This window comes from Streptomyces sp. NPDC056580, assembly GCF_042793175.1.
Taxonomy (GTDB): Bacteria; Actinomycetota; Actinomycetes; order Streptomycetales; family Streptomycetaceae; genus Streptomyces.
Genome location: NZ_JBHTVE010000004.1, coordinates 214,339 through 237,437, shown reverse-complemented (window position 1 = coordinate 237,437; position 23,099 = coordinate 214,339). Strand labels below are relative to the sequence as shown.

At 72.8% G+C, this 23,099-nt stretch carries 21 protein-coding genes; 5 read left to right on the top strand and 16 right to left on the bottom strand.

The window, feature by feature from the left end:
- The 15 genes from hpnH to ACFQ9Z_RS09895 all read right to left on the bottom strand — a co-directional run bounded on the left by hpnH (position 1) and on the right by ACFQ9Z_RS09895 (position 15,781).
- A complete protein-coding gene (gene hpnH / locus ACFQ9Z_RS09965) occupies positions 1–1,023 on the bottom strand; it encodes an adenosyl-hopene transferase HpnH (RefSeq protein ID WP_383013677.1) in 1,023 nt (340 codons plus the stop codon).
- 5 nt (positions 1,024–1,028) lie between these two features.
- The gene (locus ACFQ9Z_RS09960; RefSeq protein ID WP_383013674.1) at positions 1,029–1,670 is read right to left on the bottom strand and encodes a 1-hydroxy-2-methyl-2-butenyl 4-diphosphate reductase; all 642 of its coding nucleotides are present in this window, start codon (positions 1,668–1,670) and stop codon (positions 1,029–1,031) included.
- A 1-nt stretch (position 1,671) separates the two neighbouring features.
- Complete coding sequence (shc, locus tag ACFQ9Z_RS09955) at positions 1,672–3,723, bottom strand: squalene--hopene cyclase (RefSeq protein WP_383013671.1); 2,052 nt, start codon at positions 3,721–3,723, stop codon at positions 1,672–1,674.
- A gap of 114 nt (positions 3,724–3,837) precedes the next feature.
- A complete protein-coding gene (locus ACFQ9Z_RS09950) occupies positions 3,838–4,971 on the bottom strand; it encodes a polyprenyl synthetase family protein (RefSeq protein ID WP_383013668.1) in 1,134 nt (377 codons plus the stop codon).
- The gene (gene hpnE, locus ACFQ9Z_RS09945; protein ID WP_383013665.1) at positions 4,971–6,407 is read right to left on the bottom strand and encodes a hydroxysqualene dehydroxylase HpnE; all 1,437 of its coding nucleotides are present in this window, start codon (positions 6,405–6,407) and stop codon (positions 4,971–4,973) included. Before hpnE ends, ACFQ9Z_RS09950 begins: the two co-directional genes overlap by 1 nt.
- Positions 6,404–6,544 (bottom strand): DUF6380 family protein, encoded by a 141-nt coding sequence (locus ACFQ9Z_RS09940; RefSeq protein ID WP_383013662.1) that lies wholly within the window; start codon positions 6,542–6,544, stop codon positions 6,404–6,406. The genes hpnE and ACFQ9Z_RS09940 overlap by 4 nt, the downstream gene beginning before the upstream one ends.
- Complete coding sequence (hpnD, locus tag ACFQ9Z_RS09935) at positions 6,544–7,494, bottom strand: presqualene diphosphate synthase HpnD (protein ID WP_383013659.1); 951 nt, start codon at positions 7,492–7,494, stop codon at positions 6,544–6,546. Before hpnD ends, ACFQ9Z_RS09940 begins: the two co-directional genes overlap by 1 nt.
- The gene (hpnC, locus tag ACFQ9Z_RS09930) at positions 7,491–8,417 is read right to left on the bottom strand and encodes a squalene synthase HpnC (protein ID WP_383013656.1); all 927 of its coding nucleotides are present in this window, start codon (positions 8,415–8,417) and stop codon (positions 7,491–7,493) included. Before hpnC ends, hpnD begins: the two co-directional genes overlap by 4 nt.
- Before the next feature lie 329 nt (positions 8,418–8,746).
- On the bottom strand, positions 8,747–9,544 hold the full coding sequence (locus ACFQ9Z_RS09925; RefSeq protein ID WP_383013653.1) for an ABC transporter ATP-binding protein: 798 nt from the start codon (positions 9,542–9,544) through the stop codon (positions 8,747–8,749).
- Positions 9,537–10,466 (bottom strand): ABC transporter permease, encoded by a 930-nt coding sequence (locus ACFQ9Z_RS09920; RefSeq protein WP_383013650.1) that lies wholly within the window; start codon positions 10,464–10,466, stop codon positions 9,537–9,539. The genes ACFQ9Z_RS09925 and ACFQ9Z_RS09920 overlap by 8 nt, the downstream gene beginning before the upstream one ends.
- A gap of 94 nt (positions 10,467–10,560) precedes the next feature.
- The gene (locus ACFQ9Z_RS09915; protein ID WP_383013647.1) at positions 10,561–11,433 is read right to left on the bottom strand and encodes a glycosyltransferase family 2 protein; all 873 of its coding nucleotides are present in this window, start codon (positions 11,431–11,433) and stop codon (positions 10,561–10,563) included.
- Positions 11,434–11,438: 5 nt separating this feature from the next.
- Complete coding sequence (locus tag ACFQ9Z_RS09910) at positions 11,439–12,218, bottom strand: CDP-alcohol phosphatidyltransferase family protein (RefSeq protein WP_383013644.1); 780 nt, start codon at positions 12,216–12,218, stop codon at positions 11,439–11,441.
- The gene (locus ACFQ9Z_RS09905; RefSeq protein WP_383013641.1) at positions 12,196–13,257 is read right to left on the bottom strand and encodes an iron-containing alcohol dehydrogenase family protein; all 1,062 of its coding nucleotides are present in this window, start codon (positions 13,255–13,257) and stop codon (positions 12,196–12,198) included. Before ACFQ9Z_RS09905 ends, ACFQ9Z_RS09910 begins: the two co-directional genes overlap by 23 nt.
- Positions 13,245–13,997 carry a sugar phosphate nucleotidyltransferase gene (locus ACFQ9Z_RS09900; RefSeq protein WP_383013638.1) on the bottom strand — a complete coding sequence of 251 codons (753 nt, stop codon included), beginning with the start codon at positions 13,995–13,997 and terminating at the stop codon, positions 13,245–13,247. The genes ACFQ9Z_RS09905 and ACFQ9Z_RS09900 overlap by 13 nt, the downstream gene beginning before the upstream one ends.
- Positions 13,994–15,781, bottom strand: a complete 1,788-nt coding sequence (locus ACFQ9Z_RS09895; protein WP_383013635.1) for a DUF5941 domain-containing protein — start codon at positions 15,779–15,781, stop codon at positions 13,994–13,996. Before ACFQ9Z_RS09895 ends, ACFQ9Z_RS09900 begins: the two co-directional genes overlap by 4 nt.
- 276 nt (positions 15,782–16,057) lie before the next feature.
- Here ACFQ9Z_RS09895 and galE point away from each other — a divergent pair, with 276 nt between their 5' ends.
- The 3 genes from galE (at position 16,058) to idi (ending at position 18,937) form a co-directional block, all read left to right on the top strand.
- Entirely contained in the window at positions 16,058–17,029 is a 972-nt protein-coding gene (gene galE / locus ACFQ9Z_RS09890; RefSeq protein WP_383013632.1) for a UDP-glucose 4-epimerase GalE, read from the top strand.
- A 177-nt stretch (positions 17,030–17,206) separates the two neighbouring features.
- Complete coding sequence (locus tag ACFQ9Z_RS09885) at positions 17,207–18,148, top strand: cation diffusion facilitator family transporter (protein WP_383013629.1); 942 nt, start codon at positions 17,207–17,209, stop codon at positions 18,146–18,148.
- 195 nt (positions 18,149–18,343) lie between these two features.
- Positions 18,344–18,937, top strand: coding sequence for an isopentenyl-diphosphate Delta-isomerase (gene idi, locus ACFQ9Z_RS09880; protein ID WP_383013626.1), 594 nt, complete (start codon positions 18,344–18,346; stop codon positions 18,935–18,937).
- A 2-nt stretch (positions 18,938–18,939) separates the two neighbouring features.
- On the opposite strand, the gene ACFQ9Z_RS09875 is transcribed toward idi, so the two are convergent.
- Positions 18,940–19,434, bottom strand: a complete 495-nt coding sequence (locus ACFQ9Z_RS09875; RefSeq protein WP_383014457.1) for an ATP-binding protein — start codon at positions 19,432–19,434, stop codon at positions 18,940–18,942.
- Positions 19,435–19,724: 290 nt separating this feature from the next.
- On the opposite strand from ACFQ9Z_RS09875, the gene ACFQ9Z_RS09870 reads away from it, so the two are divergent.
- Both ACFQ9Z_RS09870 and ACFQ9Z_RS09865 read left to right on the top strand, forming a co-directional pair.
- Complete coding sequence (locus ACFQ9Z_RS09870; RefSeq protein WP_383013623.1) at positions 19,725–20,474, top strand: enoyl-CoA hydratase/isomerase family protein; 750 nt, start codon at positions 19,725–19,727, stop codon at positions 20,472–20,474.
- Between the two features lie 172 nt (positions 20,475–20,646).
- Positions 20,647–23,091, top strand: a complete 2,445-nt coding sequence (locus ACFQ9Z_RS09865; protein ID WP_383013620.1) for a Tex family protein — start codon at positions 20,647–20,649, stop codon at positions 23,089–23,091.
- The last annotated feature ends 8 nt before the right edge of the window (positions 23,092–23,099 follow it).

The window sequence follows — 23,099 nt, the reverse complement described above, 5'->3', positions numbered from 1 at the left end:
TCACTCACGGTTTCCGGAGACGGTCTCGCGCATGGCCCGCAGCGACTCCTTCAGGGAGCCCATGGTGGCGAGGACGGCGGTGGGCTCGTAGCCGCAGTGCGCCATGCAGTTGGCGCACCGCGGGTCCTTGCCGCGGCCGTACTTGTCCCAGTCGGTCTCCTCGATGAGCTCGCGGTACGTCGGGACGTAGCCGTCGCTCATCAGGTAGCAGGGGCGCTGCCAGCCGAAGAGCGAGTAGTTCGGGATCGCCCAGGCCGTGCACGGGAAGTCGACCTTGCCCTCCAGGAAGTCCAGGAAGAGCGGCGAGTGGTTGAGCCGCCACTTGCGGCGGTTGCCGCCGGCGAACGCCTTCCGGAACAGCTCGCGGGTCTGGTCCACGCCCAGGAAGTGCTCCTGGTCGGGCGCCTTCTCGTAGGCGTAGGCGGGCGAGATCATCATCTCGTCCACCTCCAGGTCGTCGTTGAGGAAGTTGAGCACCTCGACGATCGTCTGCGGGGTGTCGGTGTTGAAGAAGGTGGAGTTGGTGGTCACCCGGAAGCCGCGCCGCTTGGCCTCCTTGATGGCCGCCACCGCCTCGTCGAACACGCCCTCCTTCGCGACCGACTCGTCGTGCCGCTCCCGCAGCCCGTCGATGTGGACCGCGAAGGCGAAGTAGGGCGAGGGCGTGAACTTGTCCATCTTCTTGCGCAGCAGCATCGCGTTGGTGCAGAGGAAGACGTACTTCCGCCTTGCCACGAGCTGGCGCACGATCTCGTCGATCTGCGGGTGCATCAGCGGTTCGCCGCCGGCGATGGACACCATCGGCGCACCGGACTCGAGCACCGCGCCCACGGCCTGGGCGACCGGCATGCGCTGCTTGAGCACACCGGCCGGGTGCTGGATCTTGCCGCAGCCCTCGCACTTGAGGTTGCAGGCGAAGAGCGGTTCCAGCTCGACGATGAGCGGAAACTTGTCCCGCCTGCGGATCTTCTGTTCGGCCAGGTATGTAGCGACCTTGATGGACTGACGCAACGGCATGGCCATCTGGCTCACCTCCGGGGGAGCGACAAAGAACGGTGCCATTCATAAAATGCGGGAAGAACGGAGCGGAGCACGCGGAAGGCCGATATACCACCGCGTACCGTGCCGATCCGGACGAGTTCGTGTTCAGGAGCGTCCACCACCACCCGTACGGCCGCAACCGGACGCCCACCGGCGCGCACGGCGCTCAGCAGGGTGGCCGCGGACTCCATGTCGACCGCGATCGCGCCGGTCGCGCCCAGCGCGGCCCGCTCCGGGCCCCGGACGACGTGGTCGGAGCCGATGAGCGGCCCGGTGTGGACGGTGCGCCCGGGCAGGACCCGGGCGAGTTCCCTGACGAGCGGTTCGGTGCCCACGCACGGGACGGTCCCGCGCGGGTCCCGGGTCTCCTCGGCGACGACCAGGTCGCCGGGGTGCATGCCGGGGACGAGTCCGGCGCAGAAGCCGGTGGCCAGGACGGCCGCGGCGGTGAGCGCCGGTTCGGACAGGTGCCGGGTGACGGACCGTTCCGCCGCCCGGGCGCCCATGCCGGTACGGACGAAGGTGACCGGCCCGCTCGCCCCGCCCCGGTCCCCGGTGCGCAGGGCGAGGTGCTCGATGCCGAGCGCGCAGGCGATCAGCAGCGCGGACGCGGCGGGCCGGGTGCTCACCTCAGCTCACCGTGGCCTCGGGCAGCGGCTTCCTGCCGTCGGAGCGGGGCCTCCTGGCCCGGGCGAGCGGCGGCCGCTCGAAGGGGTCGCCGTGCAGGTAGCGGCCGAGCGCGGTGAGCGGGAACACCTGCCGGTACAGGTGGTAGTTGATGGAGAAGTCCCAGGGGAAGCCGGTGCCGGTGAAGTACGGCTCGTCCCAGGAGCCGTCCTCCCGCTGGGTGGCGGCCAGCCACTGGACGCCGCGCTCCACGGCCTGCGAGTCCCGCTCCCCCGCCGCGAGCAGCGCCATCAGCGCCCAGGCGGTCTGCGAGGCGGTGGAGGCGCCGCGGCCGCTCCACTCCTTGACGTGCTTGTAGGAGCGCAGGTCCTCGCCCCAGCCGCCGTCGTCGTTCTGCACCCGCTCCAGCCAGGCCACCGCCCGCCGGATCGCGGGGTGCGAGCCGGGCAGGCCGGCCGCGGTGAGCGCGGGCACCACGGAGCCGGTGCCGTAGAGGTAGTTGACGCCCCAGCGCCCGAACCAGGAGCCGTCCGCCTCCTGTTCGGCGAGCAGCCAGTCGATGCCGCGCCGGGTGCGCGGGTCGTGGGCCAGTCCCTCGGCGGCCAGCATCTCCACCACGTGCGCGGTGACGTCCGCGGACGGCGGGTCGATGACCTCGCCGAAGTCGCAGAACGGCAGCCGGTTGGGGAACGGGCTGGTGTTGTCGGCGTCGAAGGCGCCCCACGCGCCGTTCCTCGACTGCATCCCCAGGTTCCAGCGCACCGCCCGGCCGATGGCGTGGTCCACCCGCTCGGGGTCGTGGTGGCGGACCCGGCGCAGCGCGAGGGCGACCTCGGCGGTGTCGTCGATGTCCGGGTAGTTGTCGTTGTGGAACTCGAACGCCCATCCGCCGGGCGGCAGTTGGGGCCGCTTGACGGCCCAGTCGCCGGGCCGGACGATCTCCTCGCCGAGCATCCAGTCGGCCGCCCTGACCAGTTGTGGGTGGTCGACGGGCAGGCCCGCGTCGACGAGCGCGATGGTGGCGAGGCAGGTGTCCCACACCGGGGACTGGCAGGCCTCGATCATCCGGGCGCCGTCCTCGCGCCACACGGCGAAGCGGTCCAGCGAGGCGAGGCCCTCGCGCATCACCGGGTGCTGGAGGTCGTAGCCGAGCAGCCGCAGCGCGATGACCGAGTACACGGCCGGGGGCTGGATGCCGCCCCAGCAGCCGTCGTTCTCCTGCCGTTCGATGATCCAGCGGGCGGCGGAGTTCATCGCGGCCCTGCGCAGCCGGCGCGGGACCACCTTGCGAAGCCGGTGCAGCGCCTTGTCCAGGCGCTGGAAGGCGCCGTCCCAGCTCGCCACCGGAGCGAGGGGCCTGACCGGGTTGGGGTCGGCGGGGTCGGTGTGCAGCTCGTCCAGCGGGAAGGGGGCCGGGCGGACCGGGCGCTTGGCCGAGACGATGGTCAGCGGGACGATGGTCTGCCGGGCCCAGCATCCGAAGTCGTAGATGTTGAGCGGCATCCAGCGCGGGAAGTAGATCAGCTCCGGCGGGAGTTCGGGCAGGTCCTCCCACTTCCACCAGCCGAACAGGGCGAGCCAGATGCGGGTGAAGACCCGGGAGGCTGCGATGCCGCCCTGCTCGCGGACCCAGGCGGAGGCCTTCGCCATGTGCGGGGCGTCGGGGGCGTCGCCGGCCAGGCGCAGCGCGACGTACGCCTCGATGGTGGTGGACAGTTCGCCGGGGCCGCCGTAGAAGGTGGCCCAGGTGCCGTCCGGGCGCTGCTCGCCGCGGACGAACAGGGCGGCGGCCCGGGTCGTCTCCTCGTCCAGGATGCCGAGAAACTGGCGGAGCAGCAGGTCCTCGGCGTCCATCGTGACGTTCGTCTCGAGGTCGCCCTTCCACCAGCCCTGGGCGTCCTGCCGCGCGAGCAGGAAGTCGGTGGCGCGCCGCGCGGCGCTTCGGGCGGCTTCTGGTACCCCGGCCGCCGCGGGGGTGGTGACGTCTGTTTCGCTGGCCGCGGCAGCGCGGGGCGGCAGGGTCGCTCCGGTGCTTCCGTCGGTCGTCGCTGTCATGGCTTCCCCTTCGTGCAGTCGTGCGAGTCGTGCTGCTGTGGGTCCGCCGTCGGCCGGTGCCGTCATCCGCGACACCGGCCGGCGACTACGCGAGGGCTATTCGACCGATAGTGATCATCTCTTCCGTACGACGACGAAATCGGCGAGCGCCGTGAAGGCGGCCCGCACCCGGTCGGGCATGTCGACGGCGTCCAGGGCCTCGACGGCGATCGCGTGCTGCCTGCGCGCCTCCCCGGCCGTCCACTCGCGGCCGCCGGCCTCCTCGATGAGGGCGGCCCGGGCCGCGAACTCCTCCTCGGAGAAGTTCTCGAAGTCGCTGCTCTTGGCGTCGGCGGCGAGGATCTCGCCGAGCCGCCCGGAGGCGTCGCCGCCCGCCGCGAGCGCGGCCACCACCGGCAGGGACTTCTTGCGCTGGCGCAGGTCGCTCCAGGTCTGCTTGCCGGTGGCCTCCGGGTCGCCCCAGATGCCGAGGAGGTCGTCGACGGCCTGGAAGGCGAGGCCGAGGTGGTAGCCGTAGCGCTCCAGCGCGTCGGCGGTGGCGTCGTCCGCGCCGCCGAGCACCGCGCCGATCGAGGAGGCGCAGGCGAGCAGCGCGCCGGTCTTGTTGCCCTCCATCTCCAGGCACTCCTCGACGCTGACGCGGTCGCGGTGCTCGTAGGAGATGTCCTGGGCCTGACCGTCGATCAGGGCGCGGGTGGCGGTGGTCAGCCGGCGGGTGGCGCGGCCGGCCTCGACGGTGCCGAGTTCCAGCAGGACCTCGTTGCCGAGCGCGAACAGGGCGTCGCCGACCAGGATGGCCTGGGCGGGGCCGTGCACCTTCCAGACGGTGTCGCGGTGCCTGCGCTGCTCGTCGCCGTCCATCAGGTCGTCGTGCAGCAGCGAGAAGTTGTGGACGAGTTCGACGGCCACCGCGCCGGGCACGCCCACCTCGGGGGCGGCGCCGGTGACCTCGGCGGAGAGCACGGCGAGGGCCGGGCGGACGGCCTTGCCGCCGTCCCCGTCGGCCGGGTTGCCCGCGGCGTCGATCCAGCCGAAGTGGTAGGCGGCGACGGTGTCCATGGGCGGCGCCAGGCGGTCGACGGCCGCGCGCAGGACCGGGGTGGCCAGGGTGCGGCCGCGCTCCAGCAGCGCGGTCACGTCCACCGCGGGCCTCGGATCGGCCGTCGAGGCAGGGGGCACAGTGGGCACAGTCTCTCCTGTTGTTGCTCTACCGGGGGTGCGGGGCCCCGCCGCGTTTCGCCGGGTCATCAGGCCGCCTCCTCGAACCCGAAGAGGCGGGCGGGGCGGGGCCGGCCCAGGGCGCCGAGCGCTGCGTCGGCCGCGCTCACGCCGCTGCGGACCGCACTCTCCATGGTCGCGGGCCACCCGGTGGCGGTCCACGCTCCGGCCAGGTACAGGCCGGGGGCCTTGGTGCGGGCGCCGGGCCGCAGCCGGCCGACGCCGGGGGTGGGGGCGAACGTCGCCGTGCGCTCCCGGGTCACGAAGAAGTCCTTCACCACGGCGCCGCGCGTACCGGGGATCAGCCGTTCGAGCTCGGGCAGGTAGCGCTCGCGCAGCACGGAGACCGGTTCGTCGATGTCGTCCTGCGCGGCCGACTGGGACACCGCGAGGTACTGGCCCTCGCGCAGCCCGGAGGCGTCGGTGCGGTCGAAGACCCACTGCACGCGGGTGCCGAGCGCGGCCAGGAAGGGCCGGGCGAGCACCGGGCGGTCGTAGACGACGTGCACGTTGAGGATGGGCGCGGTGCCGATCTCGAGCAGCCGCCCGGGGGCGTCGAGGGCGCCGGGCGGCAGCAGGCCGTGCGTCTCGCGCTGGGGTACGGCGAGGACGACCGCGTCCGCCCGGAGCGTCTCGCCGGGAACCTGAACGCTCCAGCCTCCGTTCCCGTTGTGGGAGACGGAGGTGACGCGTGTACGGACCTCGGTACGGACGCCCGCGGAGTCGAGCGCCTTGCGGGCCAGCCGGTCGTGCAGTTCGCCCAGCGGGACGCTCGCCCAGCCGATGTCGGCGGCGCCCGGGTCGGACAGCAGACCGGTCTTGAACACCATCGCGGCGAGCCCCAGTGAGGCGTCGCCCGCGACCGCGTTGAGGGTGGCGACGCCGACCAGGTCCCACAGGGCCTCGATGGCGCGCGCCGACTGGCCGTGCGCGGCCAGCCAGCCGCCGAAGTCCTGGTCGTCCAGGGCCGGATCGGCGGGGTCGAGCCCCTTGAGCGCGAGCGCGGCACGCCCGACGGCGGCGCGCTCGGCGAGCGAGAGGTGCGGGTAGGTGGCCAGGCTGCGCCCCAGGTGGAGGGGGACGGGCAGCGGGTCGCGCCGCAGCCGGCCGAGCCGTCTGCCCTCGGGCCTGGCGACGTCGACGACGGGCACGTCCAGGCGGTCCTGCAGCGGTGCCAGCGCCGTGCCCTCGATCCGGTCGAGGAACCAGCGGTAGGCGGTGCAGCAGCGCAGGTACACGTGCTGGCCGTTGTCGACGGTCAGGTCGCCGCGCCGGAAGGAGAAGGCGAGGCCGCCCAGCCTGGGTCTGCCTTCGAGGAGCGTGACGCCGACGCCCGCGTCGGCCAGCGCGAGCGCCGCGGTGATGCCGGCGAGACCGCCGCCGACCACGACGGCGGTGCGCCGCCCCGGGGCGCCCGGCGCCGGCGCACCGGCGTGCGCCTGTGCGGCGCGGGAGCCGTGGCTCATCCTGCGTCCTTCCGTGCGTGCCGGGCGTGCTGGATGAACGGTGCACGTTCGGCCGTCGCAGTCAGGGACGCCACGCCGTGGCGCGGGGTTGCCCGCCGCGCCGGGCGGCCGGAGCCGGACGGTTCCGCGGGGCCCATCAGGCGCGCCTCCTGACGGTCTGCCGGGAGACGTGCCGGGCGTCGAGGCCGGACAGGCCGCGCACGGCGACGTAGGCCTTCTCGCGTCCGGGCAGCGAGACCCGGCCGCGCAGCACGGCCTCGGGGTCGCGCTCGATGCGGTCCAGCAGCCGGCGGTAGATGCCGGCCATGGCGGCCACGCAGGCGCCGCTGCGCCGGTCGAGCATGGGGAGCAGCCGGTAGCCCTCGGCGAACAGGGCGCGGGCCCGTCGCACTTCGAAGTGCACGAGGCCGGCGAAGTCGGAGCCCTGCGGTGGAGTGGGCCCGTCGAAGCCGGCCGAGCAGCCGAACTTGGCCAGGTCGTCGGCGGGCAGATAGGTGCGCCCGCCCTGGGCGTCCTCGCGGACGTCCCGGAGGATGTTGGTGAGCTGGAGCGCGAGGCCCAGCGTGTCGGCGTACTCGGGGGCGCGTTCGCAGCCGCGCGCGCCCGGCTCCGTGCCGAACACGCCGAGCGAGAGGCGGCCGATGGCGCCGGCCACGCAGCGGCAGTAGGCCTTCAGGTCGTCCCAGGTCTCGTAGGTCTCCCCGCGCACGTCCATCTGGACGCCGTCGATCAGCTCGTCCAGGCCGCCCAGCGGGATCGGGAAGGCGCGCGCGGCATGGGCGAGCGCCACCGCCACCGGGTCGGTGTGGTCCTCCTCGATCTCTCCGGCGCGGATCCGGGTGAGCAGGGCCCGGGTGTCCTCGAGCCGCGCGACCTTCACCTCGCCCGGCAGACCGCCGTCGCCGATGTCGTCGACGCGCCGGGAGAACGCGTAGAGCGCGGACATGGCACGCCGCTTGGGCGTCGGCAGCAGCCGGATGCCGTAGGCGAAGTTGCGGGCCTGGTGCCCGGTGACGGCCTCGCAGTAGCCGTAGGCGGCGAGTACCGGTGCGGACACGTGCGGCACAGACTCCACGGTCCGGATCACCCCTCTCCTCGCAGAGTCGCGCCCGCCTCACGCAGCAACTGCAGCTTGCCGGGCCTGGGCGGGCCGGGAAGTACGTCGTGTTCGGCGGCGGCGACCGCCCGGACCGCCGCCCTTCCCCCCGCCACGAACCCCGCGAGCAGCAGCCTCAACCTGCCGTGGACGCTACCCACCAGGGGGGCGCCTTCATTCAGCAGATCGCGGGCGCGTTGTGCCTCGTATGCAACCAGGGCGCGCACCGAAGCGCTCGCGGTTTTCGCGGCGAGGTCGGCTTCCTGGACGTGGAAACGTTTCATGTCCTCGGCCGGCAGGTAGATCCGGTCCCGGCCGAGGTCCTCGGCGACGTCCTGGAGGTGCTCGACGATCTGCAGCGCGGTGCAGATCGCGTCGGACAGCCGGATCCGCTCCGGGGTCGCGGTGCCGGTGACGGCGAGGACGAGGCGGCCGACGGGGTTCGCGGACAGCTCGCAGTAGGCGAGGAGGTCGTCGTAGGTCTCGTAGCGCCGCACGAGCTGGTCCTGGCGGTTGGCGGCGATCAGGCCCAGGAACGGCTCCGGGGTGAGGCAGCGGCGGCGGGCCGTGGGCTGCAGGCGGCGCAGCAGCGGATGGCGCGGGGTGCCGTCGAAGACCCGGCGCAGGTCGGCCTCGAAGGCGTCGAGGAGGGCGAGCCGGTCCCCGGCCGCGGCGGGCGGCACCCCGAGGGCGCGGGCGTCGGCGCCACCGGGGGCGAGGTCGCCGTCGCCGATGTCGTCCACCAGGCGGGCGAAGCCGTACACGGCCATGAGATCGTCGCGCCAGGCCCGGGGCAGGAAGAAGGGGGCCACGGGGAAGTTCTCGCTCGCGGCCTTGTCCAGGGTGGCGCGCTCCAGGTCCTGCGCCGGGCCGGCTGCCGTCACCACGGGCTGCCCGGGACGTGGACGGCACATGCTGCGTTGAGCTGGGGAGTTTCCGTAGCCATTGCCGTCACATCTCCCGTTCTACACTGCCGATCCGATACACACTATTTCGGACACGCCGCCTGGCCCTCCGTGGAGCGGCCCGGCGGAGGGTGTCGCGCATTATGGCCCCACTTGCCGCTTTCGGGGACCGGTACAGCTTACGTTGTAGAACGCAGCTTGGACCGGCGGGGTGTCCGCCGGATGACAACAACACACCGATCGGTGTCAAGATTCCTGCGCGGAGCGCGAGTTGACGCTTCCTTTGCAGACGCGGGGCCCCGCAGGAGAGATCCTGCGGGGCCCTGGCCGAAAGCGGGTCACTTGCCCGTGAACTTCTCGTACTCCTTGAGGACCTCTTCGGTGGGCCCGTCCATGCGCAGCTCGCCGCGCTCCAGCCACAGGACGCGGTTGCAGGTGTCGCGGATCGACTTGTTGTTGTGGCTGACCAGGAAGACCGTGCCGGCCTCCTTGCGCAGCTCGCGAATGCGCGCCTCGGAGCGCTTCTGGAAGTTGCGGTCACCGGTGGCCAGCGCCTCGTCGATCATGAGGACGTCGTGGTCCTTGGCGGCGGCGATGGAGAAGCGCAGCCGGGCCGCCATGCCGGAGGAGTACGTCCGCATCGGAAGGGTGATGAAGTCGCCCTTCTCGTTGATCCCGGAGAAGTCGACGATCTCCTGGTAGCGCTCCTTGACCTGCTCGCGGGACATGCCCATCGCGAGCCCGCCGAGGATGACGTTGCGCTCACCGGTGAGGTCGTTCATCAGCGCCGCGTTGACGCCGAGCAGCGAGGGCTGGCCGTCGGTGTAGACCTTGCCGCTCTCGGCCGGGAGGAGCCCGGCGATGGCGCGCAGCAGCGTGGACTTGCCGGAGCCGTTGGATCCGATCAGGCCGATGGCCTCGCCGCGGCGGGCGACGAAGGAGACTCCGCGCACCGCGTGCACCTTGCGCACGCCGCGCGCCGCGTCGTCGGAACCGCGCCTGAGCATGCGGCTGAGCGCGGCGGTGGCGCTGCCCTTGCCGGTCCTGGTGCCGTTGACCCGGTAGACGATGTGCAGCTCGTCCGCGATGACGGTCGGGCGCGGGTCCGGGATGTCCTGGGGGTTGGTCTCAGCCACGGCCGTACCTCTCCTCCGCCTTCCAGAAGTACACGAAACCGCCGGCGAAGACGACCACGGCCCAGAACAGGGCGATGGCCCAGACGTGGGGCGGCAGGTTCGAGGCGTCGTACCCGTCGATCAGCGCGAAGCGCATCAGGTCCATGTAGACGGCGGCCGGGTTGACCTGGAGCAGCCGGACCACCCACTCGGAGCGGCCCTCCATCATCTTGCTGATGGAGAACATGACGCCGGAGGCGTACATCCAGGTGCGCAGCACGAACGGCATGAGCTGGGCGAGGTCGGGGGTCTTGGCGCCCAGGCGGGCGACGATCAGCGCGAGACCGGTGTTGAACAGGAACTGCAGCACCAGCGCCGGGACGATCAGCAGCCAGGACAGGCCCGGGTAGCTGCCGAACCCGATCGTCACGAGGAACATCACGACCATCGAGAACAGCAGCTGCTGGAGCTGCTGCAGCGAGAAGGAGACGGGCAGCGAGGCGCGCGGGAAGTGCAGGGCGCGCACCAGGCCCAGGTTGCCGGAGATCGCGCGGACGCCGGACATGACCGAGCTCTGCGTGAAGGTGAACACGAACACGCCCGTGACCAGGAACGGGATGTACACGTCCTGGGACATGCCCCGGCTCGCGTGCAGGATGACGCCGAAGATGAAGTAGTAGACCGCCGCGTTCAGCAGCGGGGTCGCCACCTGCCAGATCTGGCCCAGCTTGGCCTGGCTGTACTGGGCGGTCAGCTTCGCCTGGGAGAAGGCGAGGATGAAGTGGCGGCGCCCCCAGAGCTGGCGGACGTACTCGGCGAGCGAGGGCCGGGCGCCGCTCACGGCGAGTCCGTACTTGCCGGCGAGCTCGGCCGCCGTCAGCCCTTCGTCGGGCGACGGGGCCGCGGTCACCGCGACTCCGGCGTCATGCGTTGTCTCACTCACGGGTGGAAGCTTTCGTCTCCGAGTACGTCGTGCACGTTGGTCTTCGCGGGCGGCCGGCCCGGCCGCGGGGGGCGGGGCCGTACGGTCGAGCTTGTCAGATCACCGGGGGCCGGCCCAGCCGGGTCAGCCGCCACACCGTACGCCAGCGCATCGGGCGCCTCGGTCCGCAGGGGCTGCTCCACCCCTCCTTGAAGCCGCCGAACCAGGCCTTGAGGGCCGGGCCCGAGGGCCGGCGCAGCAGCGTGAGCAGCAGCCAGACCCCGAGGTAGACCGGGATCAGGAGCGCGGGCAGGTTGCGCCGGGCCAGCCAGACCCGGTTGCGGGCGACCATGCGGTGGTACACCGCGTGCCGCGAGGGCGCGGTCGTCGGGTGGTAGAGCACCATGTCGGACCGGTAGTCGATCATCCAGCCGGCGTCGAGGGCCCGCCAGGCCAGGTCGGTCTCCTCGTGGGCGTAGAAGAACTCGTCCGGGAGGACGCCGGCGTCGGCGAAGACCCGGGTGCGCACGGCGTTGGCGCCGCCGAGGAAGGTGGTGACCCGGGAGGAGCGCATCGGGTCGGAGGCGCGCAGCCGGGGCACGTGCCGGCGCTGGGTCTCGCCGGTGTCGGGGTCGGCGATGCGGAAGCTGATGATGCCGAGCTTCGGGTCGGCGGCGAAGGCCTCGCGGCACAGCTCGGCGGTGTCGTGGCGGGCCAGCAGGCCGTCGTCGTCCAGGAAGAGCAGTACGTCGACGTCGCGGCCGGCCGGCCCGAAGGCCGCTATGCCGACGTTGCGGCCGCCGGGGATGCCCAGGTTCTCGGGCAGTTCGACGGTCCGGACGCCCTCGGGGACGTCCGGGACGGGCGAGCCGTTGCCGACGACGACCACCTCGACCCGGTCGCCGTCCTGCTTGGCGACGGAGTCGAGCAGCGCCCGCAGCTCCTCGGGCCGGTTGCCCATGGTGATGATGACCGCGCCGACCCTCATGGCACTCACCTCAGCCTGCTGGACGCCAGGATGGACACCAGGTGCAGCACGGTCTGCAGCATGGCGATGCCCGCGAGGACGGCGGTGCCGAGCCGGGTGAAGAACAGGTCGCCGTGGATCTGGTCGGCGATCGCCAGGACCAGGATCAGCAGCGCGGCCTCGATGCCGAGGATCAGCCGGTGGAACTTCAGGGCCGAGGCGGCCCGGCGGGCCAGCGCCATGCCGGAGGAGCGTGGCTCGGCCGCCGCGTCCTGGACCGGCGGCTTCCCTGCCTGGTGCCGGGCGACGCCGACCAGGTCGGTCTCGGCCTTGATCAGGATGGCTCCCAGCGCGGCGAGCGTGCCGAGGAAGGCCCACAGCCAGTCGATCCGCCCGCTGCCCCACAGGTCGGCGGCGCGCAGGCCGAGGCCGACCAGGACGGCCGCGTCGGTGAGGTAGGCGCCCACCCGGTCGAGGTAGACCCCGCTGAGCGAGTACTGCTGCTTCCAGCGGGCGACCTCGCCGTCGACGCAGTCCAGCAGCAGGTAGAGCTGGGTGGCGACCACGCCGAGCACGGCGCCCGTGATCCCCGGCACCAGCAGCGCCGGGGCCGCGAGCACCCCGCAGAGGGTCATCAGGTACGTGAGCTGGTTGGGCGTGACCCGGGTGTTCACCAGGTAGCGGTCGACGCGCAGGGACATCTCTCGCATGTAGAGGCGTCCTCCCCAGTGCTCACCGCTGCGCCGGTCCTTCACCCCGACGGGGTGGACGACCGGACGGAGTTCAGCTACCGATGGCCTTGACATAGTCGGCGTAGGTGTCCTTGATCTGGTTCGTCTTGAGGTCGAGGTGTTCGAGGATGGTGTAGCGGCCGGGCCTGGTCTCCGGAGCGAACTCCACGGCGCGGACGAACTCGTCCACCGAGAAGCCGATCTCCTCCGGCAGCACCGGGAGCCCGTGGCGGCGCAGCACCCGGGCCATGTACGCGGCCTCCTCGTGCGCTCCGCGCAGGTGCATCGCGAAGGCCGCGCCGATGCCGCACTGCTCGCCGTGGGCGGCCGCCCGCTTCGGGTAGAGCAGGTCGAGGGCGTGGTTGATCTCGTGGCAGGCCCCGGAGGAGGGCCGGGAGTCGCCCGACACGGACATGGCGATGCCGGTCAGGACCAGGGCTTCGGCCAGCACCTGCAGGAAGCCGTCGTCGCCGACGCCTCCGGGGTGCCTGAGCACCGACTCGCCGGCCTGCCGGGCCATGGCGGCGGCGAGACCGTCGATCTTCTCGCCGTTGACCCGGTTGGCCAGCTCCCAGTCGGCGACCGCGGAGATGTTGGAGATGGCGTCGCCGATCCCGGAGCGCACGAAACGGACGGGCGCCTCACGGATCACGTTGAGGTCGATGACGACCGCGATCGGGTTCGGCACGCCGTACGAGCCGCGGCCCGCGTCGTTGTCCAGGGTCGCGACCGGCGAGCACAGACCGTCGTGCGCGAGGTTGGTCGCGACGGCGACCAGCGGCAGCCCGACGCGCGCGGCGGCGAACTTGGCGCAGTCGATGATCTTGCCGCCGCCGAGTCCGACGACGGCGTCGTAGCGGCCGGCCTTTATGTCCCCGGCCAGCCGGACCGCGTCGTCGATGGTGCCGCCGCCGACCTCGTACCAGGTGGCGCCGGGCAGCGACGGGGCGAGGCGCTCGCGCAGCCGGGCGCCCGAGCCGTTGCTGACGGCGACGGCGAGCCGGCCGGACTGCGAGATGCGCTCGTCGGCGAGGACCCCGGCCAGGTCGTCCAGGGCACCCGGACGGATGTCCACGACGACCGGCGAGGGGATCAGCCGGGTCAGTACTGGCACGCGATCTCCCGTCCCCGGGCGAGATCGTCGTGGTTGTCGATCTCCACCCACTGCACGTCGCCGATCGGCGCGACGTCGATCCGGAAGCCGCGGTTCACCAGTTCCTGGTAGCCGTGCTCGTAGAACTGCTGCGGGTCGGTCTCGAAGACGGTCTTCAGCGCGTCGGCCAGTTCGGGGGCGGCGCCGCCCTCGATGAGGGTGACGCCGATGTACTCACCGGTGGCCTCGGCGGGGTCCATCAGCTTGGTGATCTTCCGGACGCCCTTGGCGGGGTCCACGACGACCTTCATCTCCTCGTCCGCGAGGGACTTGACGGTGTCCAGCGCGAGGATGATCCGCTTGCCCTCGCCGCGGGCCGCGAGCAGGGTCCGCTCGACCGAGACCGGGTGCACGGTGTCGCCGTTGGCGAGGATCACACCGTCCTTCAGGGCGTCACGGCCGCACCACAGGGAGTAGGCGTTGTTCCACTCCTCGGCCTTGTCGTTGTCGATGAGGGTGAGCTTGAGGCCGTACTTCTCCTCGAGGGCCGCCTTGCGCTCGTACACGGCCTCCTTGCGGTAGCCGACGATGATCGCGGCCTCGGTCAGGCCGATCTCGGCGAAGTTCGCGAGGGTGAGGTCCAGGACCGTCGGTTCGCCCTCTATGCCCGCGGGGCCCACCGGCACCAGAGCCTTGGGAAGGCTGTCGGTGTAGGGGCGCAGACGCCGTCCGGCGCCGGCCGCCAGCACGAGGCCGATCATGCGGGTTCTCCTTCGTCGTGTACGGCGGGCGCCCCTGCGGACACCCAGAAGCGGATGCTCTCGACGAGCACCAGCAGGGCGACGGCCACGGCGAGGACCGTGAGCGCGACCTTGAACTGCGAGGCGGTGAGCACCGCGGCCAGGACGGTGACCAGCAGCGTCCGCCCCTCCTGCCCCCCGACGGCGCGCACCAGCCAGGCCGGGGGCGCTCCGGCGTTGCCGCGGATGCGGTACACCGTGTCGTAGTGATGGTAGGCGACGGCCGCCACCAGGCCGAAAGCCGCGGGAAGGGCTCCGTTCACGTCCGCGTGGGCCGCCAGCACCAGCACGGTGCCGTACTCGGCGAGGCGGAACAGCGGCGGCACCAGCCAGTCGAGGGCGCCCTTGAGGGGGCGGCGCAGGGCCTGGCCCGCGGTGGCGGCGTAGACGGCGGCGCCGGCGACGGGCGCCCAGCCCGGGCCGGAGAAGAGGGAGGCGGCGAGCACGGCGGCGCCCACCAGGGCGACCGGCAGCGGGGCGCCGAGGCGGACCCGGCCGGCACGTGCCACGAACCCGGCGAGCGGGCCGTTGTCGGCGAGGTCGGCCAGCGCCTGGGCCGCCCGGTCGGTGCGCCGGGCCTTGCGGGTCACCGAGCGCAGCACGCGGCCGGCCGTGGTGTACGTCGCGGCGAAGGCGCAGCCGGCCAGCAGTACGCAGAAGGTGATGCGGGGGGTGGTGGCCGCGGTGAGGACGGCGATCATCGCCCAGCGCTCGCCGATCGGCAGGACGATCATGCGGCGCACCCAGACCGTCCAGCCGACGCTGTCCAGCTTGTCGGAGAGGGCGGCGGTGGGGCTGGTGTTCGCGGTGGCGTCGTGGTTGGCCTCGTTGAAGGAGAAGTCCACGACGTGCCGGCAGGTCTGCAGGATCATCGCGCCCAGTGCCAGGGCCCAGACGTCGTCGCCGCCGCGGGCCGCGCCGAGCGCGAGACCGGCGTAGTAGGCGTACTCCTTGGCGCGGTCGAAGGTGGCGTCCAGCCAGGCGCCGAGCGTGGAGTACTTCAGGGCGTACCGGGCGAGCTGGCCGTCGGTGCAGTCCAGCACGAACGAGGCGATCAGCAGGACGCCGGCCGCGACGAACCCGGCTCGGGTGCCGGTCGCGGCACAGCCCGCGGCTATCAGCGCGGTGAGCAGCGAGGCGGTGGTGACCTGGTTGGGGGTCAGGCCGTGGCGGGCGCACCAGCGGGCGATGTAGCGCGAGTACGGGCTGATGAAGAACGTGGTGAAGAAGCCGTCGCGGGACTTCACGGCCGACTTCAGGCGTACGGCCTCGTCGTCCACGGCGGCGACGGCCTGCCGCGCCTCGTTGCGGGCCTGCGGGTCGGCCGGGACGGCGGCGACCAGGCTGCCGAGCTCGGGGCGGTGCACGGCGGCGCCGTCGGCGTCGAGCGCGGTGACGACGCGGTCGGCGAGGGAGTCGAGGGCGACCGCGGTGCCGCCGCCCGTGGAGGTCTCGCCCGCCAGCGCCCGGGTCAGTGCCTGGCGGGCCTCCGGCTGGGCGGTGACGGCGCCGGCCACGGCCGCGAGCGGGAAGCGCGGGTCGGTGAGACCGAGCCGCAGGGCGTGCGGGTGGCCGACGAAGCGGGCGTCGACCAGGGCCACGCGGCTGCCGGCGGGCACGGCGGCCAGCCGGGCCCGCGTCTCGGCGGCGTCCTGGGCCACGCACACGTCGAAGCCGAGGGACCGCAGATCGTTCTCGAGCGACGATCCGGGGACCGGCTGACCGGTGACGATGGCGGTCGACAACCGAAACTCACTCCCTGGGTGCCGGCGCGGGGCGCCGGTCTGCTGCATGGTGGGCGCCCCGTCCTGCGACAGCCGGGCGGCATGTCGGGAGAGGCTATCGGATGGGCGGAAGGCCGTGTTCACCGGCCGTTCACGGCCCGGCCCCCGGGGGCTGCCCGGTCCTTCGCCGCGATCATCATCGGGGATGCGGGGCCCGCCCCACAAACCGCGCGGCGCAGACCCGGGCATCCTCCGCCATCGGGGACACCAGCCCGGTTCGGCATAGGGTGGACCACCATGACCTGGCTGATCACCGGCGGAGCCGGATACATCGGGGCGCACGTGGCACGGGCCATGACCGGCGCCGGCGAGAGCGTCGTGGCGCTGGACGACCTGTCGGCCGCCGTGCCCGCCCGGCTCCCGGCGGGCGTCCCGCTCGTCGAGGGCTCGACGCTGGACGGGGAACTGCTCAAGCGGGTCTTCGCGGAGCACGGCGTGACGGGCGTCGTCCACCTCGCGGCGCGCAAGCAGGTCGCCGAGTCGGTGGCGCAGCCCACCCGCTACTACCGGGAGAACGTGGGCGGACTGGCCACGCTGCTGGACGCGGTCGCCGAGGCGGGGATCGGCCGGCTGCTGTTCTCCTCGTCGGCGGCCGTGTACGGCAACCCGGACGTGGAGCTGATCACCGAGGACACCCCCTGCGCCCCGGTGAACCCCTACGGCGAGACCAAGCTGGCCGGGGAGTGGCTGGTGCGGGCGGCCGGGCGGGCGCACGGGATCTCCACGGTGTGCCTGCGCTACTTCAACGTGGCGGGCGCGGCGGCCCCGGAACTCGCGGACACCGGTGTGTTCAACATCGTGCCGATGGTCTTCGACCGGCTCACCCGCGACGAGGCCCCGCGGATCTTCGGCGACGACTACCCGACGCCGGACGGCACCTGCGTGCGCGACTACATCCACGTCGCCGACCTCGCCGAGGCCCATCTCGCGGCGGCCCGGCGGCTCGCCGGGGACGACGCCGCGGGCGATCTGACGCTGAACATCGGCCGCGGCGAGGGCGTCTCGGTGCGGGAGATGGTCACGGTCATCGGCGAGGTCACCGGCGACCGGCGGCCCGCGCTGGTGGAGGGGCGCCGGCCCGGGGACGCGCCGCGCGCGGTCGCCTCGGCCGAGCGGGCCGCCGAGGCGCTGGGCTGGCGGGCCCGGCGCGGGGTGCGGGAGATGATCGAGTCGGCCTGGGCGGGCTGGCGGCTGCACCACGGCGGCTGAGCCGGAGCGCGGCGCCGAGGGGCCGCCGACTGCTCCCCGAAGCCGCCACCGCCGTGACCTGCCGCTTGTTTGCGCAGGTCAGGGAGATGACAACGGTGTTCAGTGCCGCGTTGCCCCCTACCCCCCGCCCATAGTTGACTGTGACCACGCGCGCAACACGGGAAGGGTGGTCCTCTCATGGGGGCAGGGCACGACCACGGGCACGCGCACAGCCACGCACCGCCCACGGGTACGGCCGCGGCCGCCTACCGCGGCCGGCTGCGGGTGGCCCTGGGCATCACGCTCACGATCATGGTGGTGGAGATCGCCGGCGGGATCCTCGCGGACTCGCTCGCCCTGATCGCGGACGCGGCCCACATGGCGACCGACGCCCTGGGCCTGGGCATGGCGCTGCTCGCCATCCACTTCGCCAACCGCCCGCCGAGCACCCACCGCACCTTCGGCCTCGCCCGCGCCGAGATCCTGGCCGCGCTGGCCAACTGTCTGCTGCTGCTCGGCGTCGGCGGCTACGTGCTCTTCGAGGCGGTCCAGCGTTTCCTCACCCCGGCGGACACCGAGGGCGGTCTGATGATCGTGTTCGGTCTGTTCGGCCTGGTGGCGAACTCCGTCTCGCTCGTGCTGCTGATGCGCGGGCAGAAGGAGAGCCTGAACGTGCGCGGCGCCTTCCTGGAGGTGGCCGCGGACGCGCTGGGCTCGGTGGCGGTGCTGATCTCCGCGGCCGTGATCCTGACCACGGGCTGGCAGGCGGCCGACCCGGTCGCCTCTCTGGTCATCGGTCTCATGATCGTCCCGCGGACGGTGAAGCTGCTGCGCGAGACGCTCGACGTGTTGCTGGAGGCGGCCCCGAAGGACGTCGACATGGGCGAGGTGCGGGCGCACATCCTGGCCCTGGACGGTGTGGAGGACGTGCACGACCTGCACGCCTGGACGATCACCTCGGGGATGCCGGTGCTCTCCGCCCACGTGGTGGTCAGCTCGGAGGTGCTGAGCGCCATCGGCCACGAGAAGATGCTGCACGAGCTCCAGGGCTGCCTCGGCCACCACTTCGACGTGGAGCACTGCACCTTCCAGCTCGAGCCGGGCGGGCACGCCGAGCACGAGGCGCGGCTCTGCCACTGACGGCGCCCCCGGCCGTGCGGGTACGTCTGTTCGGGCCCGGTGAGCGGTTCCGGGCGCGGGGCGCCGGGCACGATGAATCACCGGGGTCCCACTCGGGCACGGCCCCGCGCGGGACATGCGGACGTGCGGGGAAGTGCCGGGAGTGCCGGATTCGTACGGCAGACTTGGGGTGCAAGACCGAGGCGAAGGATGGGTATGCCGATCACACCTGCCACCGAGACGCACAGCTCGTCGAACGGCACCGCAGAGGCGATTTTGCTGGAACTGGTCGACGAGAAGGGCGTGACGATCGGCACGGCGGAGAAGCTCGCCGCCCACCAGCCGCCGGGACGGTTGCACCGCGCGTTCTCGGTGTTCCTCTTCGACGAGCAGGGCCGGCTGCTGCTCCAGCAGCGGGCGCTCGGCAAGTACCACTCCCCCGGCGTGTGGTCCAACACCTGCTGCGGCCACCCGTACCCCGGCGAGGCGCCGTTCGCCGCCGCGGCCCGGCGGACCCACGAGGAGCTGGGGGTCTCGCCCTCGCTGCTGGCGGAGGCGGGCACGGTCCGCTACAACCACCCGGATCCCGCCTCGGGCCTGGTCGAGCAGGAGTTCAACCACCTGTTCGTCGGCATGGTGCAGACGCCGCCGGCGCCGGATCCTGAGGAGGTCGGCTCGACGGCCTTCGTGACGGCGGCCGAGCTGGCGGAGCGGCACGCCCGGGAGCCGTTCTCGGCCTGGTTCATGACCGTGCTGGACGCGGCCCGCCCGGCGATCAGGGAGCTGACGGGCCCGTCCGCGGGCTGGTAGCGCTACACCGGCGCCGCGGGTTTGAGCGGCAGGGCGGCCCAGATCACCTTGCCGCCGCTCGCCGTGTGCTCCACGTCGACCGCCCCGCCCGCCTCCCGGGCCACCTCGCGGACCAGCAGCAGTCCCCGTCCGCCGGTCTGGCCGTGGTCGGCCTCCAGGGCGGTGGGCCGGTAGGGGTGGTTGTCCTCCACCGACACCCGGACCCACTCGGCGCCGACGGCCACCTCCACGGCGAGCATCGGCGACAGCAGCGCCGCGTGCCGGACCGCGTTCGTGACCAGCTCGGAGACGATCAGCAGCAGGCCGTGCACCGTGTCGTCGCCGACCGGCACCCCCTGCCGCAACAGCAGGTCCCGCACGGCGTGCCGGGCCTGCGGGACCGAGGCGTCCACAGCGGCGGCGGTGAACCGCCAGACTCCCTCGTACGGCAGTGGATGGGGCGGCCGCTCGGCGCCCCCCGCTGGGCGCGGGCCGTCCCCGCGCCCATGGTTGTCCATCGTCCGGTCGCCACCCTCGCGCTCGATTGTCACCACACGTCGAGTGTTGGTAACCAGGCGCTCCGCACCCGCGGCCTGAACAGAAGTCAGCTGTTATCGAACGGTTCTGACCGCCTGGGTATGACACCGGCGGCCGGCGGGACTGTTCCTGATCCTCCCGTGCAAGGTTCACGAACTATTCGGGTTGTACGGGTTTGGCGCACGCCGTCCCCGATGACCCGCGCGACGTCCGTCACGCCCACGCGCCCGCCCGGCCGGGCCCGGTGGCGTGGCGGATAGCATCCGGCCCCATGGAGCCCCAACTGTCGCACCAGGTCACCGACTCCGTCGCCACCGTCGTGATCCGCCATCCGGCCAAGCGCAACGCCATGACGGCCGGCATGTGGCGGGCCCTGCCACCGCTGCTGGAGGAGCTGGCGGCCGACCCGGGCGTGCGGGCCCTGGTGCTGACCGGCGAGGGCGGCACCTTCTGCGCGGGCGCCGACATCTCCACCCTCAAGGGGTCGCCGCTGGAGGCGCAGGGCCTGGCCGTGGCGGCCGAGGAGGCCCTCGCCGCGTTCCCGGGGCCGACCCTCGCCGCGGTCCGCGGCCACTGCGTGGGCGGCGGCGCCCAGCTCGCGGCCGCCTGCGACCTGCGGCTGGCGGAGGAGGGGGCCATGTTCGGGGTGACCCCGGCCCGGCTCGGGATCGTGTATCCGTCCTCGTCCACCCGCCGGCTGGTGTCGCTGATGGGCCCGGCCGCCACCAAGTACCTGCTCTTCACCGCCGAGCTGATCGACGCCGGGCGGGCGCTGCGCACCGGGCTCGTGGACGAGGTGCTGCCCGAGGGCGAGCTGGACAAGCGGGTCGCCGAGCTGACGCGCGTCCTGGTCTCGCGCTCCCGGCTCACCCAGGCCGCCGCCAAGGAGTTCGCCGACGGCCGCACGGACCGGGACGCGCACTGGGCGGAGCAGGCGCGGGGCAGCGGCGACACCGCGGAGGGAGTCGCTGCGTTCCTGGAGCGCAGGCAGCCGCGGTTCACCTGGACCACCGCGGGCTGAGCCGGCGCGCGGGCTCGCCGCGAGGCGCGCGGGCGGTGCCCGGTGCTCCGCCCGGGGCAGCGGGGCCGACTTCCCCGGCCCGCGGCAAGCCGCGTGTCGCCCTGATCCCCGGTTGTCGGCTTCACCTGCCACAATTGCCGCGCAACCTCAGTGGAGAAGGCGGTACGGGATCGTGACGACACCCCTCGTAGGGTCCATCGAAGGCAGGATCGCCGGGGAACTCGGCGTACGCGAGCGGCAGGTGAGGGCCGCGGTCGAACTGCTCGACGGCGGTTCGACGGTGCCCTTCATCGCCCGCTACCGCAAGGAAGCGACCGAGATGCTCGACGACGCGCAGCTGCGCACGATCGAGGAGCGGCTGCGCTATCTGCGGGAGCTGGAGGACCGTCGTACGGCGATTCTGGAGTCGGTGCGCGAGCAGGGCAAGCTCACGGAGGAGCTGGAGGAGCGGATCCGCGGCGCCGAGACCAAGGCGCGGCTGGAGGACATCTACCTCCCCTACAAGCCGAAGCGGCGCACCAAGGCGCAGATCGCGCGCGAGGCGGGCCTGGAACCGCTCGCCGACGGGCTGCTGGGCGACCCGTCGGTCGACCCGCAGGCGGCCGCCGCCGCGTTCGTCGACGCGGACAGGGGCGTCGCCGACGCGCAGGCCGCGCTGGACGGCGCGCGGGCGATCCTGACCGAGCGGTTCTCGGAGGACGCCGACCTGATCGGCGAGCTGCGCGAGCGCATGTGGGTGCGCGGGCGGCTGGCCGCCAAGGTGCGCGAGGGCAAGGAGGAGGCCGGCGCCAAGTTCGCCGACTACTTCGATTTCGCCGAGCCGTTCACCGACCTGCCCTCGCACCGCGTCCTCGCCATGCTGCGCGGCGAGAAGGAGGAGGTCCTGGACCTCGTCCTGGAGCCGGAGGAGGCCGCCGAGGGCCCGTCCTCGTACGAGGGCGCGATCGCGCACCGCTTCGGCATCGCCGACCGCGGCCGCCCCGCCGACAAGTGGCTGACGGACACGGTCCGCTGGGCCTGGCGCACCCGCGTCCTGGTCCACCTGGGCATCGACCTCCGGCTGCGGCTGCGGACGGCCGCGGAGGACGAGGCGGTGAACGTCTTCGCCGCGAACCTGCGCGATCTGCTGCTGGCCGCGCCGGCCGGCACCCGGGCCACGCTGGGCCTGGACCCCGGCTTCCGCACGGGTGTGAAGGTCGCCGTGGTGGACGCGACCGGCAAGGCCGTCGCCACGGACGTGATCTACCCGCACGTCCCGGCCAACAAGTGGGACGAGGCGATCGCCAAGCTGGCGCGGCTCGCCAAGGAGCACGCGGTCGAGCTGGTCGCGATCGGCAACGGCACGGCGTCCCGGGAGACCGACAGGCTCGCCGCCGAACTGATCGCGAAGCACCCGGAGCTGAAGCTCACCAAGGTGATGGTGTCCGAGGCGGGCGCGTCCGTGTACTCGGCCTCCCAGTACGCCTCGCAGGAGCTGCCCGGCATGGACGTGTCGCTGCGCGGCGCGGTCTCCATCGCACGCCGGCTGCAGGACCCGCTGGCGGAGCTGGTGAAGATCGACCCGAAGTCGATCGGCGTCGGCCAGTACCAGCACGACCTGTCCGAGGTGAAGCTGTCGCGTTCGCTGGACGCGGTGGTCGAGGACTGTGTGAACGGCGTCGGCGTGGACGTCAACACGGCGTCCGTGCCGCTGCTCGCGCGGGTGTCGGGCGTCTCGGCCGGACTCGCCGAGAACATCGTCGCGCACCGCGACCAGAACGGCCCGTTCACCTCCCGCGCGGAGCTGAAGAAGGTGCCGCGGCTCGGTCCCAAGGCGTACGAGCAGTGCGCGGGCTTCCTGCGCATCCGCGGCGGCGACGACCCGCTGGACTTCTCCAGCGTGCACCCCGAGTCGTACCCGGTGGTGCGGCGCATGGTGAAGGCATCGGGGCAGGAGGTCGCGTCCCTGATCGGCAACACGAGTGCGCTGCGCTCGCTGCGGCCCGCCGACTTCGTGGACGACACCTTCGGTCTGCCGACCGTCACGGACATCCTCAAGGAGCTGGAGAAGCCCGGCCGCGACCCGCGTCCGGCCTTCAGGACGGCCAGCTTCAAGGAGGGCGTGGAGAAGATCTCCGACCTGTCCTCCGGGATGGTCCTGGAGGGCGTGGTCACGAACGTGGCCGCCTTCGGCGCGTTCGTGGACATCGGCGTCCACCAGGACGGGCTGGTGCACGTGTCGGCGATGTCGAAGACGTTCGTCAAGGACCCGCGGGACGTGGCGAAGCCCGGCGACATCGTCAGGGTGAAGGTCCTGGACGTGGACATCCCGCGCAAGCGGATCGCGCTGACCCTGCGGCTGGACGACGAGGCCGCGCCCCAGGGCGAGGGCGGTGGCCGGCCGCAGCGCGGCGGCGCCCGCCCGCCCCAGCAGCGGCAGGGCGGCCAGGGCCAGCGGCAGGGCGGCCAGGGTCAGCGGCAGAGCGGCCAGGGTCAGCGGCAGAGCGGCCAGGGTCAGCGGCAGGGCCGCGGCGGCGGCGACCGGGGCGCCCGCCAGGCCCCGGCTCCGGCCAACAGCGCGATGGCCGACGCGCTGCGCCGCGCCGGCCTGCTGGACCCGAAGAACGGCCGCCGCTGAGCGTCCCG